Genomic DNA, 15,190 nt, shown 5'->3' with positions numbered 1-15,190 from the left:
GGCATGGGGGAAGACGCCGCCTAGGCCGTCGCGGCGCGAGGGTGCAGCCAGCGGGGCAAGAGCTCGTCGGGGTCGAACGCGACCTCGGGATCGACACGGATGCCGCACGCCGCCAGGCGCTCGCCCAGTGAGCCATCCCGCCAGGCCACGAACAGCTCGCTGCAGCCGCCGAGCCACTGCCCGCCGATGGCGATCTGGGGAATGGTGGCGGCCCCGGTGCGCCGGGCCAAGACCGGTCGCACTCGTACCCCCAGGTCGTCGTTCTGACAGCCCGGCCCATCGAGCTCGACGCTCAGGTAGGGGACGCCGAGCCGGTCGAAGAGCTTGCGCGCCGCCCAGCAGAACTCGCACCAGGCCAGGGCGAACATCACCACCCGTGCCCGAGCCAGGGTGTCGTCGACGAAGCGCTCGGCCTCGGCATCCAGGGTCGCCACGGGCTCGGCCACCGGCGCCGGCACGGCCGCGGGGCGATCGAAGCGATAGCCCGGGGTGGAGCGCGACAGGGCCAGCTCCTCCTCGTTCATCTCCTCCTCGATGCCGGCGAAGAGCGGCGTGGACTGATAGCGCTCGCCGGTGTCGGGCAGCATGCAGACCACATGGCTGCCGGGGGGCGCGCGGCGCGCCACCGCCAGGGCCGCGGCCAGGGTGGCGCCGCCGGAGATGCCGGCGAAGATCCCCTCCTTGCGGGCCAGGTCGCGGGCCAGGCGCAGCGCCTGGGTCCCGGCCACCGGCACCACCTCGTCCACCAGGCCGGCCGTCACGGCCTGCTCGGTCAGCGGCGAGATGAAGTCGGGGCTCCAGCCCTGCATCAGATGGGGACGAAAGCCGGGATGGCTGAGCGTGCGGCCCCCGTCGCCGCGTGGCTGGGCAACGCCGCTGCCCAGCAGCGGCGCATTGTCCGGCTCGGCCACCACGATCCGCGTCGTCGGGTCGGCCGCCTTCAGCGCCCGAGCCACGCCCTGCAGGGTGCCGCCGGTGCCGAAGCCGGTCACCCAGGCATGCAGGGGCTCGCCCTCGAGGTCATCGAGGATCTCCCGGGCCGTGGTGCGTTGATGCACCTCGGCGTTGGCCGGGTTCTCGAACTGGCGACACAGGAAGTAGCCGTGGGTCTCGGCCAGCTCCATCGCCTTGGCCAGCATGCCGCTGCCCTTCTCGGCAGCCGGGGTGAGCACCACCCGGGCGCCGAGGAAGCGCAGCAGCCGGCGCCGCTCCAGGCTGAAGTTCTCGGCCATGGTTACCACCAGGGGGTACCCCTTGCGGGCACACACCATGGCCAGGCCGATGCCGGTATTGCCGCTGGTGGCCTCGATCACCGTCTGGCCGGGGCGCAGCGCGCCGCTGCGCTCGGCGGCCTCGATCACCGCCAGCGCCATGCGGTCCTTCACCGAGCCCATGGGATTGAAGGCCTCCACCTTCACGTGAACGTTGACGTCCGGCGGCGCGAGCCGGGCGAGGCGCACCAATGGGGTGCGGCCGATGGTATCCAGGATGCTGGCGTAGCGGGTCATGATGGCACTCCTCGTCGGGGTCATGACCAGAGCCTGATTCCCGGCCGGGGAAGCGGGCGTGGTAGCCAGCGTGGTTTTCCGCGCCCCAGGCGTGGAAATCATCACCGAGTGCAACGGCTCGACGGGCTATACTGCAAGGGGACCCCATCAGGGGCTGACGACCATGGCGCTGACCCTCAACCTGCTCGGCGAGCTCGAAGTGATTCGGGACGGGCAGGTATTGGCGCTGCCCCCCTCGAAGAAGACCCGCGCCCTGCTCGCCTATCTCGCACGGCACCCCCGCCCCTGCAGCCGCGAGCACCTCTGCGATCTGCTCTGGGAGCTGCCCGACGACCCTCGGGGCTCGCTGCGCTGGAGCCTCTCCAAGCTGCGCCGCCTGGTGGATGATCCAGCGCGCCCGCGCCTCAGGGCCGACCGCCTGAACGTCGCCCTGGAGACGGCAGAGATCGATATCGACGCCGCCCGGCTGCACGCCCTCCATGCCCGGGGCCTGGCGCAGGTGGACACCGCCGAGCTGGAGGCCGTTGCCGCCCACTATCGCGGCCCCTTCCTTGAAGGCTTGGAGCTGGACAACTTCCACGACTTCCACGGCTGGTGCCTGGCCGAGCGGGAGGCGGCCATGCGCGCCCAGCTGGCGCTGCTGGCGGCCCTGGTCGAGCGTCTGGCCGACACGCCGGAGCGCGCCCTGCCCCAGGCCCATGCCTGGGTGCGGCTCGCCCCCTTCGACGAGACGGCCCGGGCCCGCCTGGTCCGGCTGCTGCTGGCCCTGCATCGGCCGAAGGAGGCCGAGCAGCAGCTGCAGCTGGGCATGCGCCTGATCCGCGAGGCGGGGCTGCCGCTCGGCGGCGAGCTGCTGCGCGCCTGGCGGGCGCCCCGCGATGCCCCCGCGCCACCGGCCGCGGCGGCCTCGGGCGTGGGGTCGGATCAGGAGGGCGCCGCGCTCCCGGAGGGCGACACCCTGGAGGTGCTGCGCTGGGCGGCGCTGCTCGCCCCTCGCCTCGACCCGGCGACCCTTGGCCGGGTCGCGGGGCTCGATACCAACCGCCTCGGCGCTGCCCTGGAGGTGGCCGAGCGCCAGGGGTGGCTGACCAGCAGCGAGGCGGGGCTGCGCTTCCCCCGCCCCGAGCTCGCCCGGGAACTCGACGAGTCCATCTCCCCCGCGCGGCGCCGGGCGATGCACCGACGCCTCGCCGAATGGCTGGCCGAGTCGCCCCTCTACGACCTGGAGCGCGCAGCCGACCTGGCCCACCATGCCCAGGCCAGCGGCGACCCCGAACTCGCCGCCCGGGCGATGATCACCGCCGGCCGGCTCTGCCTGCGCCTCTTCGCCAACCAGCAGGCCCAGGGCTTCGCCCAGCGGGGCCTGGCGCTGGCCGACGAGGTCGCCGGCACCAAGGGCGTCTGCCTGGCCCTGGAGCTCCACGATATCCTCTACAGCGCCGCGCCCCTGGCCGACTGGGAGGCCGGCGCCGGCGAGGTGGTGGCCCTGGCCGAACGGGCCCTGGAGCACGGCGCCCTGGCCCATGCCCGGCTCGGCTACCAGCTGGCCAGCCATATCCGCTGGGCCCACGGGCAGTGGTCGGGGGCCCACGAGGAGACCCTGCAGGCCGAGCGGGTGACCCGCTGCGCCGACGACCGCGAGCAGGTCATCGCCATGGCCGAGACGGCCCGCTGCCTGGCGATGCTGGAGCGCGACCTGGACCAGGCCGCGGCGATGCTGGCCCAGGCCCGCGACCTGGCCATCCAGCGCCATCTCCATCACCCCGCCATTCCCCTGGCCGAAGGGCTGCTCTGCCTCCACGCCGACCGCTTCGACGTGGCCGAGGCGCACTTCAAGGACGCCCGCACCCTGTGCAAGGCCACGGGCGACCGCCTGGGCGAGTTCCAGGCCCAGGAGTCCCTGCTGCTGCTCGACCTGGAGCGCGACGACTACCCCCGGGCCCGGGAGCGCTGCGGCGAGCTCTGCGCCCTCGGCGAGCGCCTGCGCGACGGCAGCGAGGCGCCCTTCGCCGCCGCCGCCGAGGCGCTGTGCCGCTACGCTCTGGAGGATGACGCCGGCCCCTTCGCCGTCGCCCTGGTGTCGCTGCGCCACGCCGATGCCCGTCACCGCCTGGCGGTGCTGCTGCTCCAGGCGGCGCGCCTCGACCTGGCCCGAGGGCGCCTCGAGACGGCCGCCGCCCGTGCCGCCGAGGCCCTCGAGCATGCCCGGGTCCTGGAGCGCCCCACCGAGCAGCTGCTGGCCCTGGCGCTGCTGGCCGAGGCGGCTCATCGGGCCGGTGATCCGGATGCCCGGCACCGGCACGCCGAGGCGGCCGAGACACTGGCCCGGGGGCCGGTGGCCGGCTGGGCACGGCGCCGCTACCGGACGCTGCACGATGCCCCGGCCGCGGAGGACGAGGCATGATCGACGTCTTCCTGGAGCGGCACTTCCCCCTGCCCATCGACTCCCCACTGGTGCGCTCCCTGACCCTCGCCGCCCTGGGCTGCTTCGACCGGCACCGGGTCGCCTGGCAGGGGAGCCTGCTGGCCCGGGACGGCCGCCGCCTGCTCTGCCACTTCCGGGCCCCGGACCTGGAATCGGCGCGCCTCGGCCTGCGTCGGGCCGGGGCGGATGTCGGCTCGCTGTGGGCCGGCACCCTGCACGATGCCCCCGGCCTCGAGCCCGCGGATCTGGCAGGGGCCAATGTGGTGGTGGAGCGCCGCTTCGCCGCCCCGGTCAGCGTCGCGGCGATCCAGGCCCTGGAGGATGCCGGCGCCGCCTGCCTGCACCATCATCGAGTGCGCTTCCTGCGCACCCTCTGCGCCGCGGATCGCCGGTGCATGCACTGCCTCTACCGCGCCCCGGACGCCGAGTCGGTGCGCCTGGCCCAGCACCAGGCCGGCATGCCGGTGACGCGGATCTGGGCCTGCCGACGCATCGTGCCGCCCGCTCCCACGCCCGCGCCCTGAAATACCACGGCCTCTCCCACGCTGGGTCCCACGTGGTCCGTCCAGGCTCGTAGCTGACCACCCAAGACTGGTCACACAACGACAACCAAGGAGAGACCCCATGCAGACCGCTACCCCCACCATCGACCAGATCATCGACAACGGCGTCAACGTCACCGCCCTGCTGGACGCCCGCCAGGCCCTGGCCCAGGCCCCCGAGGCCGCCCGCTTCACCTGGCGCGCCCACTGCGACTGGGTCCGCGGTACCCATAGCCGGACAATGGTGGAGAGCTATCACGGCCTCTGCGAAGAGCAGCGTCACAAGAACCGATTCACCTTCGAGGTGGATCACCCCGAGGTGTTCGCCGCCCAGGACCATGGCCCCACCCCGGTCGAGTACGTGCTGGTCGGCCTGGCCGGCTGTCTCACCGCCGGGATCGCCGCCGTGGCCCAGAATCGTGGCATCCAGCTGCGCTCGGTCAAGGCCCGCGTCGAGGGCAGCATGGACATCCAGGGCATCCTGGGCATGGACCCCGAGGTGCGCAACGGCTTCGACGACGTCCGGGTGATCTACGAGATCGATGCCGATGCCAGCCGCACGGAGATCGAGGCGCTGGTCGCCCAGTCCCAGAAGCGTTCGGCGGTCTACGACCTGCTCACCAATCCCACCCAGGTCCGGGTGGAGGTGGCATGATCGCCGGGCGTTCACGCCCGCCGCATCGCCCGGCCCGCGCCGTGACCGTCCTGGTCATCGGCGCGGGACACGCCGGGCTCGCCATGGGCCACCACCTGGCGCGGCGCGGCATCGACCATGCGATCCTGGAGCGCGGCGAGGTGGCCCACGCCTGGCGACACCAGCGCTGGGACTCGCTGCACCTGCTCACTCCCAACTGGGAGTGCCGGCTCCCCGGGCAGGCCTACGCGGGCCCCGATCCCGACGGCTACCTGAGCATGCCGGCGCTGATCGCCTTCCTCGACGGCTATGCCCGGCGGCTCGCCTCGCCAATCCACACCGGCACCCGGGTGACGGCGGTGCAGGCCACGGACGACGGCTACCGGGTGGAGACCGACCGCGGAGCCTGGCGCTGCCGGGCGCTGGTGATGGCCACCGGCGCCTGCCAGGTGCCAGTGGTGCCCGCCCTGGCCGAGGCCCTGCCGCCCTGGATCGAGAGCCTCTCCGCGCTAGCCTATCGCCGCCCGGACCGACTCCCGCCGGGCGGCGTGCTGGTGGTGGGCGCCTCGGCCAGCGGCGTGCAGCTGGCCGACGAGCTCCAGCGCAGCGGCCGGCCGGTGACCCTGGCGGTGGGCGAGCACCTGCGCCTGCCGCGCCGCTACCGCGGTCGCGATATCGAGTGGTGGCTGGATGCCGCCGGCCTGCTCGACCAGCGTTTCGACGAGGTGGAGGACATCCAGCGGGCGCGGCGTACCCCCTCGCCCCAGCTGGTGGGCGGCCCTGCGCCCCGCGACCTGGACCTCAACGCCCTGAGCGCGAACGGTATACGCCTGGTGGGCCGCCTGGCGGGGATGGCCGGCAGCCGGCTGCAGTTCGCCGGCTCCCTGGCCATGCACTGCACCTCGGCGGACCTCAAGCTGGGACGGCTGCTCGACAACCTGGACGCCTGGGCGCTGGCCCACGGCTGGCACGACGGCCTGCCCGCCCCCGAGCGCCCGGCGCCCACCCGGCTGCCGGCGCGGCCCTGCCTGGGCCTCGACCTGGCCGCCGGCGAGATCAAGACGGTGCTCTGGGCCACCGGCTTCCGGCCTGACTTCTCCTGGCTGCGGGTCCCGGTGTTCGACGCCAGGGGGCGCCTGAAGCACCACGGCGGAATCGTCGCAGCCCCGGGGCTCTACGTCCTGGGCCTGCCCTTCCTGCGCCGACGCAAGTCGGCCAGCCTCTACGGCGCCGATGACGACGCCCGCGAGCTCAGCGGCCATCTGGCCGCCTGGCTGGCCAGCCACCGCAGGCGGGTCCCTCACCGCCTGAGCGCCGGACTCGGCACTTGACCGAGCCCAGCCACTATACTGGCTGAGACACCCCTCCCGGCCCGGCGGGCACCGCCGGGCCGGGAGGGAAATGTTCTACAACCAGTGCCGGCGCCGAAACCACCACACCATCGCGAAGGTGACCAGGATCATCAGCCCCCACACCATGGGGTAGCCCCAGTACCAGTGAAGCTCCGGCATGGCAAAGGGGCTCTCCGGATGAGCGAAGTTCATACCGTAGACCCCAGCGATAAAGGTCAGGGGCAAGAATATCGTAGCGACCAACGTCAAAGTGCGCATGCTCTCATTGAGCCGGTGGCTCATGCTGGAGAGATAGATATCGAGCAGGCTGGCGGTCATGTCCCGGTAGCTTTCCACCAGGTCCATGACCTGAACCGTGTGGTCGTAGACATCGCGCATCCCCAACCGGGTGTCGCGCGTGAAGAGATCATCATGATCGCGTAGCAGTTGATTGATCACTTCTCGAGTCGGCCACAGATGACGGCGTAGCAGGATCAACTCGCGCTTCAGGCCATGTAGCCGCTCCAGAGCGGTACTGCCGGGATGATCGAGGATCTCGCTTTCCAGGTCCTCGATGCGCTCTCCGATGCCGTCCAGCACCGGGAAAGCATGGTCCACGGCAGCGTCCAGCAGGCTATAGAGCAGCTCATCGGGTGTGCCCAGCGCGCGACCGCCGCGCTCCTGAAGACGGCGTCGAACCACGCCAAAGGGATCATGGTCTTCGGCCATGACGCTGACCACGAGATTGGCCCCCAGGAACAGCACCAGCTGATGCAGCATCAGCTGACCGTCCTCGCGCTCTGCCGGAACTCCGAGGATGACCACCAGGCCGTCATCGAAGCGCTCGAGCTTGGGACGCTGCCCACCGTTGAGGATATCCTCCTGCACCAGTGGATGCAGTCCCAGTCGCTCACCGAGCCGTGACAGCTCATCCGCGGTCGGCATGCCCTGCACATGCAGCCAGTGCAGCGGCCCATCGGGGTCGGCCAGCGGGGTCAGATCGGCCGTTATCTCAAGCACGGCCCCCCAGCACCCGCGATCACGACGCGCAAGGAAGAACCGCGCCGGCGTCCGCTGTGCCTGCTGCGCGAATGACAGCTCACGCAGCGTTCCCGGGGCCGTGCCGGCGGGGTGATAGTGCTTGCGAAACAGTCGCGTCATGGTTGGGCCCCCTGTATCAGCAAAGCTGTCAGCCTCGAGGCTCGCATGCCAAACCAGTGGACATAGTGGCACATCGCTATCGTTTCGCGAATAGCACAGTTAACCTTGTCTGACCCAGGATGGCAGCGTGGACGCTGCGCCAAAGCCGCCGAGAGCCACATGCCCGACAACGCCTTTGCCACTGCTCTCCAGCTCGTCGTGAACCTCGACCCGGCGCTGCGGGAGATCGTCAGCCTGTCGCTGCGAGTCTCGCTCAGTGCCGTACTACTCGCCGCGGCGCTGGCCCTGCCGCTGGGTGCCGCCCTGGCGCTTTGGCGATTTCCTGGGCGCGGAGCAGTGGTGGTGGTGCTCAACTCCCTGATGGGGCTGCCGCCGGTGGTGGCGGGACTGGCCGTTTACCTGCTGCTCTCCCGCGCCGGCCCACTGGGCCAGCTCGGCCTGCTGTTCACGCCCACCGCCATGGTGATCGCTCAGGCAATGCTGATCCTCCCGATCATCGCCGCCCTGACCCGCCAGCAGATCGAGGAGCTGCACGCCGAGTACCGCGAGCAGCTCCACTCCCTCGGCGTCTCCCGGCCGCGCATGATTCCCACCCTGCTGTGGGACGCCCGCTTCGGTCTGCTGACAGTGGTGTTGGCCGGCTTTGGCCGCGCCAGTGCCGAGGTCGGCGCGGTGATGATGGTAGGCGGCAATATCGAGGGCGTGACGCGGGTGATGACCACCGCCATCGTGCTCGAGACCGGCAAGGGCAATCTGGCCCTGGCGCTGGGTCTCGGCCTGGTGCTGCTGGTGCTGGTGACCCTGATCAATGGCGCGGCCTACGTGCTGGGCGAAACCGCCAGGAGGCGACTGGGATGATCAGCCCGCTCCTCTTTGAAGGCGTGAGTCTCCGCCACCGCGGCCAGCCGCTCTTGCACCCCTTCGATCTGCACCTGAGCGGCTGTCGCCGCAGCCTGGTGATGGGCCCCAACGGTGCCGGCAAGAGCCTGCTGCTGCGTCTTGCCCACGGTCTGATTGCCCCCAGCGCTGGACGCGTGCGCTGGCAGGGGCCAGCGCCTCGCCAAGCCATGGTCTTCCAGCGCCCGGTGTTGCTGAGGCGCTCGGCGCTGGACAACCTCACCTATGCCCTGGCCGTGACCGGCACGCCACAGCGAAAGCGCCGGGCGCTGGCCGGCGAGGCCCTGGCTCACTTTGGCCTGGAGCACCTGGCGCAGCGCCCGGCGCGGGTGCTCTCCGGGGGCGAGCAGCAGCGCCTGACCCTGGCCCGCGCCTGGTTGCTCGAGCCCGAAGTGCTCTTTCTCGACGAACCCACCTCGGCGCTGGACCCGGCCTCGATGCGCGCCGTCGAGAAAGCGGTGCTCGACTTTCATGCACGCGGTACCCGCATCCTGATGACCACCCACGATCTCAACCAGGCCAAACGCCTGGCGGATGAGATCATCCTGCTCCACGAGGGGCGCCTCATCGAGCACAGCGGCGTGGAGCGCTTTTTCAATGCGCCGACCTCCCCGACCGCCCGCACTTTCCTGAACGGCGACCTGGTCTGGTAGCTCGGCCCACTCGACGGAGGAGCACAGCGTCATGCACAAGACGAGCGTCCGCCTGGCCGCTGCCGGCCTGATGGGGCTATCGCTCTACGCCACCGCGGCAGACGTCGGCCATATCACCCTCGCCTCCACCACCTCCACCGAAAATTCGGGGCTCTTCGCGCATCTGCTGCCACGATTTCATGCGGCCACCGGCATCGAAGTGCGTGTCGTGGCCGTGGGTACCGGCCAGGCCTTCGAGATCGCCCGGCGCGGCGATGCCGACGCCCTGCTGGTCCACGATACCGCAGGCGAGGCGCAGTTCATCTCCGAGGGTTACGGCAGCGAGCGTGCCGACATCATGTATAACGATTTCGTGTTGCTCGGCCCCGCCGAGGATCCTGCTGCCATCGCCGACGCCGACACGGCGGCCGAGGCGCTAGCACGCATCGCATCAGCCGAGGCCCCCTTCGCCTCCCGAGGCGACGACAGCGGCACCCATCGCGCCGAGCGGCGACTCTGGCAGGCCGGCGGCATGGAGCCCAGTGGCCCCTGGTACCGACAGCTCGGCAGCGGCATGGGGCCAACGCTCAATACCGCCGCCGCCATGGACGCCTACGTGTTGAGCGACCGCGCCACCTGGGCCGCCTTCGCCAATCGCCAGAACCTGGTGCTGCTATTCGAGGGCGATGAAGCGCTATTCAACCCGTACGGCAGCGTCGTTATCGACGCCGAGCGCCACCCGCATCTCAAGCATGACCTGGCGGCCCGGTGGCACGCCTGGCTGCGCTCCGAAGCCGGCCAGCAAGCCATCACCGAGTTTCAGGTCAAAGGCGAACCACTGTTTTTTCCTGCAGTCGAATGACGCCATCTCCTACAGCGGCAATCCGGCGCTCTACCCGCTGGTCGACGATCAGGGCTGTCGCGACCTGGTGGTGGTCCAGGTCAATCCTCTGGTGCGCCGTACGTACACTGCCCGACAGCTCCCGGGACATCGTCAACCGGGCCAACGAGATCACCTTCAACTCGAGCCTGCTCAAGGAGCTACGCAGCATTCAGCTGCCGCAGCAGCTGATCGACGCCGAAGGGCTGGAACTGGAGGCCTACCCCGCCATGCGGCTAGACCTGATCCATGCCGAGCACTGCAGGGAGACCCAGAACAATCGGAGAAGGCCGTGAGGCCTCCCCCGGGGTTTCCTACCCACTGTTAGAACAGCGATTAAAACCTCCATTCAAAGCTGGCGCGGGCGCTGTGGTCTTCGGCGCCGTCGCCGAATTGGCCACCGTAGCCGACGCTGATAGCGGCGTTGTCGCTGATGTCCACCTGCACGCCGGCTTCCGCCACGGCGCTGTCTTCGGCCATGGGGGTTCCACTGATGGTGAAGGTGTCGCCGCTGTCGAAGCGCTGTTCACGTTCGAAGGTGGTGTCGCTCAGGGCGTGTTGCCAGCCGATGCTGCCGTAGACGCTGACCTGGGAGTCGCCGGCGTCGAAGCTGGCTTCCGGGCGCACGCCCAGTGTGGTGACGGTTGTGTTGTAGCTTTCGCTGCGGCTATTGAGCACGGCGCTGCCACCGTCTTCATTCACGCCGGCGGCCCGCTGGTGGATCTGGGCGACCTGCGCGAAGGGTTCCACACTCATGGCGCCCACTTCGATGGGAGCGGCGATCTCGGCGTAGCCGTGAAGGGTATGGGCACGGTAGTCGTCTTCCAGGCGCTGGCTGCTATTGCCGAGGCTGACGTGACGGCTGCTGTCGATCTCGTGGTGGGTGTAGAAGGCACCACCGCGTAGCTCGACACGCTGGCCGCTGCCATGGACGCTCAGCGGTGTGCTGGCGTAGGCGCCGAGATGGAAGCTGTCGACATCGGCATTGCCGCGGCCGTCCTGGGCACTGATATCGCTGCGGGTCATGCCGGTCATCAGCCCGCCGCGGAGGTTGGCGCTCAGGTCGGTATCCAAGCCGACGAATACCCCGGCGACATTGCGCTTGGCACCGGCGGCGTTGCCGTCGCCATCCTGCTCGCCCCACACGCCTAGCGCACGGGTCCAGTAGGTGATGCCGTTGTGCTCAGCCTGCTGGTCCATCAGTGCCTGCTTGCGACCGCCCCGGCGCAGGCGATCATGGGTGGCATCGCGGGCCAGGCGGCTGTCGCTGATCAGTACACCGGGCAGTGTGGCGTGCAGTTCGCCGGAGAGTTGACCCATCGCTGCGATGGCCTGTGCCTCACTCATGTTCAATACATGGTCGTAGACCTCGTGCCCCGCCGCCAGGGTAAAGGCCGCATCGGCGGTGGCGATCTGATTGGCCGTCATCCCTGGCAGCGCAAAGCTGTCGATGGGCGCGGGCTCCGGCTCAGGTTCGGGCTCCGGTTGAGGTTCAGGTTCGGGCTCCGGTTGAGGCTCGGGTTCGGGCTCCGGCTCCGGCTCCGGTTGAGGCTCCGGTTGAGGCTCGGGTTCGGGCTCCGGTTCGGGCTCCGGTTGAGGCTCGGGCTCGGGTTCCTCGGTGGCTAGGGTGCTTGTGACGGCCAAGGCATCACCGTCCTGCGCAAACGTAAAGTTCAGGAATGCGAAATCATTCTGCAGGTCGTTATTCAGCGCCTGCTCATCTTCGATCGTCAGGCTGCTGGCATCGATAAAGGTGTATTGGGCGTTATCCGCGAAGTTGGTGCCGCTGCCGTCTTCAGGCGTCAGGTGCACGATGGCTCCAGCTTCGATCAGGGCATTGCCGCTGACCTGCACCAGATCATTGTTGACGCCAGCGATGGTGCCGCCATCGCTCATTTCCACCAACAGGGTGCCGCCCGTTGCCAGTGTCCAGTCGCCGTCTACCGTCAGCGTACCGATGGAGTTACCCGGCGAGAGCGTACCGCCCGATTGGATGGTGGTGGTACCCACGGTACCGGAGCCACCGAGGATGGCGCCGTTTTCAATGATCAGCGAGCCACCCAGCGCACCGTTCCCGTCCGCGTCGCCGACAAGCAATGTGCCGCCCGAGACCGTGGTCGCGCCCCCAAAGCTCGAACTGTCACCAGTGAGCAGCACCGCGCCGCGGCCAGCAAAGCTGAAGGCGCCATTTCCCGAGAGGATGCCGTCATAATGGGCATCGTCCGCGTCGTTTGCCTGGTCGAAAACCACCGTACCGTCATTGGCGATGTTGCCGGAAATCGAATGCACATTGCCGACCAGCGTGCCGGACTGGACAAGGGTATTCCCATAATCATTGTTGCCGGTCAGCTCCAGCGTACCCTCTCCCGTCATCACCAGGTTGCCAGAACCGGATATGCCGCCATCAAGCCGGAGAACGGTGGCATCGACGACGTCGAACCGGCCATTGTCGTTCAAGATGATCACCCGGCTGCTGTCAATATCTGCCATGGTTGCCAATGTGCCGCCATTGAACGTCAGGGTGCCATTGGCATGACCAAGATTGGCATCATTCGAGATATTCAGCGTGCCCCAGTGCAATGTGGTGCCGCCAGCATAGGTGTTGTCGTTCGACAACGATAACGTGCCGTCGCCATCCAGCGTGATGCCGCCGCTGCCCGCGATTACCCCCGACTGGGTCACGCTGTCGCCGTCGGCCACCGACAGTATGAGTTCATCGTTGAGCGTCATGGTATGGCCGATATCCAGCCCATTGTCATAGGCCAGTGTCCCACCATTGATGGTCAGCGTGCCGGTGCCGAGCGCATCGTCGTGACCCAGCACAAGCGTCCCGGCGTTCAGCGCCGTGCCGCCGGTGAAGGTGTTGTTGCCTGTCAGGGTCAATGTGCCGTTGCCGTCCAGTATGACACCCCCGCTGCCCGAGATCGCGCCGGATTGGGTGGCGCTGTCGCCATCCACCACGTTCAAGGTCAAATCGTCGTTGAGCGCGATGGTATTGGCGATATCCAGCCCGTCGCCATAGCTGAGCGCGCCGCCATTGACCGTTACGGCGCCGGTGCCGAGCGCGTTGTTGTGACCGAGCGCAAGTGTCCCGGAATTCAGCACCGTGCCGCCGGTAAAGCCACTATCGCCTAACAGCGCCAGCGTGCCGTCGCCCTCCAGTGTGATGCTGCCGTCTTCGAAGATCGCGCCGGATTGGGTCGCGCTGTCGCCATCGGCCAGCGACAGGGTCAGGTCATCGTTGAGTGCGATGGCATTGGCGATAGCCACCCCGTCGCCATAGGCGAGTGTCCCGCCATTGGCGTGCAGCACGCCGATGCCCAGCGCATTGTCGTGACCGAGCGCAAGCGTCCCCGCGTTCAGTATCGTGCCGCCGGTGAAGGTGTTGTAGGCCGTCAGCGACACGGTCCCCGGGCCATCAAACCCGATCATGCCGCTGCCCGAGATTACCCCCGACTGGGTCGCGCTGTCGCCATCAGCCACCGACAGGTTCAGAGCGCCATCAAGCGTGATGGCATTGCCGATGTCCAGCCCATCACCATAGGCGAGTGTCCCACCATTGGCGGTCAGTGCACCGGTGCCAAGCGCGGCGTCGTGACTGAGCGCGATCGTTCCGGCGTTCAGCACCGTGCCGCCGTCATAGCTGTTGTCGCCCGACAGCGCCAACGTGCCGCCGCCCTCCTTGATGAGCCCAGACCCGGACGTACCGGCAACCGTATCGGCGATGGTCGCCGTCTGGCCGGCCGTCACCTCATAGATCAGATCCATACCCATCAGGAAAAAGCTGTCACCCGCCGCATCGCCGGTGGAACCGCCCCCGCTGCCGCCCGAGCCCGCGACGGTGCTGTTGCCGGCAGAGCCGCCATCGATGACGCGGATTGAACCGCCGTCGCGGACGAAGATCGCCCCGCCAAATCCCGACCCGCCATTGCCGCCCCGTGGAGGGTTGACGCCGGCGGCGCCGCCAAAGCCGCCATCGCCGCCGCCAAAGCCGCCGCTGCCGCCGCTGCCGCCACCAGAAACGCCAAAGCCGCCGCCGCCACCGCCGCCACCGAAGCCGCCATCGCTGCCATCACCGCCGGTCGCGGTGCCGCCATCACTGCCGCCCGCGCCACCACCGCCGCCATCAAGTCCACCACCACCGCCGCCGGAGTAGCCATTATTGGCACCGCCTCCGCTCCCACCCCTGGCCTCGTTATCGGCGAGGTCAACCGAATCCAGCACCAGATTGGCCTCGCTCTCGACAAAGACCCCACCACCCAGACCGGCGCCGCCGCCGCCGCCGCCATTGCCCGAGGCACCATCACCGCCGGTCGACGCGCCGTCCCGGATGGTCAGGCCACGCAGTGTCACATCGACGGCGTCGCTGCCATTGCCAACGCGAAAGACCCGATGCTGGCCATCACCGCTGATGGTCACGCCGCTAGAGCCGGAACCATTAATTGCCACATCGAAATCAAGAGCAGGCAATTCAGACCCCAGAACGATATCGCCGGAAACACCGGGGCCAAACTCTATCGTATGAGGGCCGGCACCATCGGCGGCGGCATCGGCGATGGCCTGTCTTAGCGACCCCGCGCCGGAGTCATTGGTATTGTTCACGGTAAACACGGCCGCATGGGCGGACATACTGGAGGCCAGGCCAAGCATCAAGGCAAGCGCCGATCCGGCCAACACCCCCACACCCCAAGCAGGCTCACGCATACTGCGAGGTGCAGCCATGCTCGATGATGGGCGCGCCCCCGATACCCGGGGGCGACCGCCCTTACCACAAGAACGAGCAGTTTCCGCCACTGCTTGCCAGGTGCCGGTGGAGTGGTTGAAAAGGGTACGATAGACATGATTCATGGTGTGGTTCCCTGGCTCTTCTCCATTGCCATCAGGCGATGGGTGAACTACGTCTCTTGAGTTTGTCGTTCTGACGTCACGTAATGTAGACATGGTGATCAGGCAAGCAAGCCGATGGCCCTTGTTGCATTGACCGCCCGGATGCGTATAGAAACGCCGCGCTTTTCGAGTCGACCACAGAAGACGGTGTAGCAGGACCAACTCACGCTTCAGGCCGTGTAGCTGCTCCAGAGCGGTACTGCCGGGATAATCGAGGGTCTCGCTTTCCAGGTCCTCGATTCGCTCTCCAATGCCGTCCAGCACCGGGAATCCGCTGGGTGCTGCCCTGTCAC

General features: G+C 68.6%; 11 protein-coding genes. 8 read left to right on the top strand and 3 right to left on the bottom strand.

Features of this window, described 5'->3' with window-relative positions; translation table 11 throughout:
• Positions 1 to 20: 20 nt before the first annotated feature.
• On the bottom strand, positions 21 to 1,508 hold the full coding sequence (locus tag ACZIYR_RS07965) for a pyridoxal-phosphate dependent enzyme (RefSeq protein WP_483528812.1): 1,488 nt from the start codon (positions 1,506 to 1,508) through the stop codon (positions 21 to 23).
• Positions 1,509 to 1,566: 58 nt separating this feature from the next.
• Here ACZIYR_RS07965 and ACZIYR_RS07960 point away from each other — a divergent pair, with 58 nt between their 5' ends.
• The 4 genes from ACZIYR_RS07960 (at position 1,567) to ACZIYR_RS07945 (ending at position 6,440) form a co-directional block, all read left to right on the top strand.
• Positions 1,567 to 3,912 (top strand): ATP-binding protein, encoded by a 2,346-nt coding sequence (locus ACZIYR_RS07960; protein WP_483528811.1) that lies wholly within the window; start codon positions 1,567 to 1,569, stop codon positions 3,910 to 3,912.
• Positions 3,909 to 4,457, top strand: coding sequence for a nickel-binding protein (locus ACZIYR_RS07955; RefSeq protein ID WP_483528810.1), 549 nt, complete (start codon positions 3,909 to 3,911; stop codon positions 4,455 to 4,457). The genes ACZIYR_RS07960 and ACZIYR_RS07955 overlap by 4 nt, the downstream gene beginning before the upstream one ends.
• Before the next feature lie 100 nt (positions 4,458 to 4,557).
• Entirely contained in the window at positions 4,558 to 5,130 is a 573-nt protein-coding gene (locus tag ACZIYR_RS07950; RefSeq protein WP_483528809.1) for an OsmC family protein, read from the top strand.
• Complete coding sequence (locus ACZIYR_RS07945) at positions 5,127 to 6,440, top strand: NAD(P)-binding domain-containing protein (RefSeq protein WP_483528808.1); 1,314 nt, start codon at positions 5,127 to 5,129, stop codon at positions 6,438 to 6,440. Before ACZIYR_RS07950 ends, ACZIYR_RS07945 begins: the two co-directional genes overlap by 4 nt.
• Before the next feature lie 75 nt (positions 6,441 to 6,515).
• Here the strand turns inward: ACZIYR_RS07945 and corA are convergent, their stop codons facing one another.
• Complete coding sequence (corA, locus tag ACZIYR_RS07940) at positions 6,516 to 7,601, bottom strand: magnesium/cobalt transporter CorA (protein WP_473033254.1); 1,086 nt, start codon at positions 7,599 to 7,601, stop codon at positions 6,516 to 6,518.
• Between the two features lie 159 nt (positions 7,602 to 7,760).
• Here corA and ACZIYR_RS07935 point away from each other — a divergent pair, with 159 nt between their 5' ends.
• The 4 genes from ACZIYR_RS07935 to ACZIYR_RS07920 are packed head-to-tail and all read left to right on the top strand — an operon-like array spanning position 7,761 to position 10,306.
• Positions 7,761 to 8,459 (top strand): ABC transporter permease, encoded by a 699-nt coding sequence (locus ACZIYR_RS07935; protein ID WP_473033253.1) that lies wholly within the window; start codon positions 7,761 to 7,763, stop codon positions 8,457 to 8,459.
• Positions 8,456 to 9,151, top strand: coding sequence for an ABC transporter ATP-binding protein (locus ACZIYR_RS07930; RefSeq protein ID WP_483528807.1), 696 nt, complete (start codon positions 8,456 to 8,458; stop codon positions 9,149 to 9,151). The genes ACZIYR_RS07935 and ACZIYR_RS07930 overlap by 4 nt, the downstream gene beginning before the upstream one ends.
• Before the next feature lie 31 nt (positions 9,152 to 9,182).
• Positions 9,183 to 9,992, top strand: coding sequence for an ABC transporter substrate-binding protein (locus ACZIYR_RS07925; RefSeq protein WP_473033250.1), 810 nt, complete (start codon positions 9,183 to 9,185; stop codon positions 9,990 to 9,992).
• The gene (locus ACZIYR_RS07920; RefSeq protein WP_473033249.1) at positions 9,989 to 10,306 is read left to right on the top strand and encodes a hypothetical protein; all 318 of its coding nucleotides are present in this window, start codon (positions 9,989 to 9,991) and stop codon (positions 10,304 to 10,306) included. The genes ACZIYR_RS07925 and ACZIYR_RS07920 overlap by 4 nt, the downstream gene beginning before the upstream one ends.
• A gap of 40 nt (positions 10,307 to 10,346) precedes the next feature.
• Here ACZIYR_RS07920 and ACZIYR_RS07915 read toward each other — a convergent pair whose 3' ends face one another.
• Positions 10,347 to 14,858 carry an autotransporter domain-containing protein gene (locus ACZIYR_RS07915; RefSeq protein WP_483528806.1) on the bottom strand — a complete coding sequence of 1,504 codons (4,512 nt, stop codon included), beginning with the start codon at positions 14,856 to 14,858 and terminating at the stop codon, positions 10,347 to 10,349.
• Between the last annotated feature and the right edge of the window lie 332 nt (positions 14,859 to 15,190).

It is taken from the genome of Billgrantia sp. NRB1, from assembly GCF_056921725.1.
This window is presented reverse-complemented; position numbering and strand designations above follow the sequence as displayed.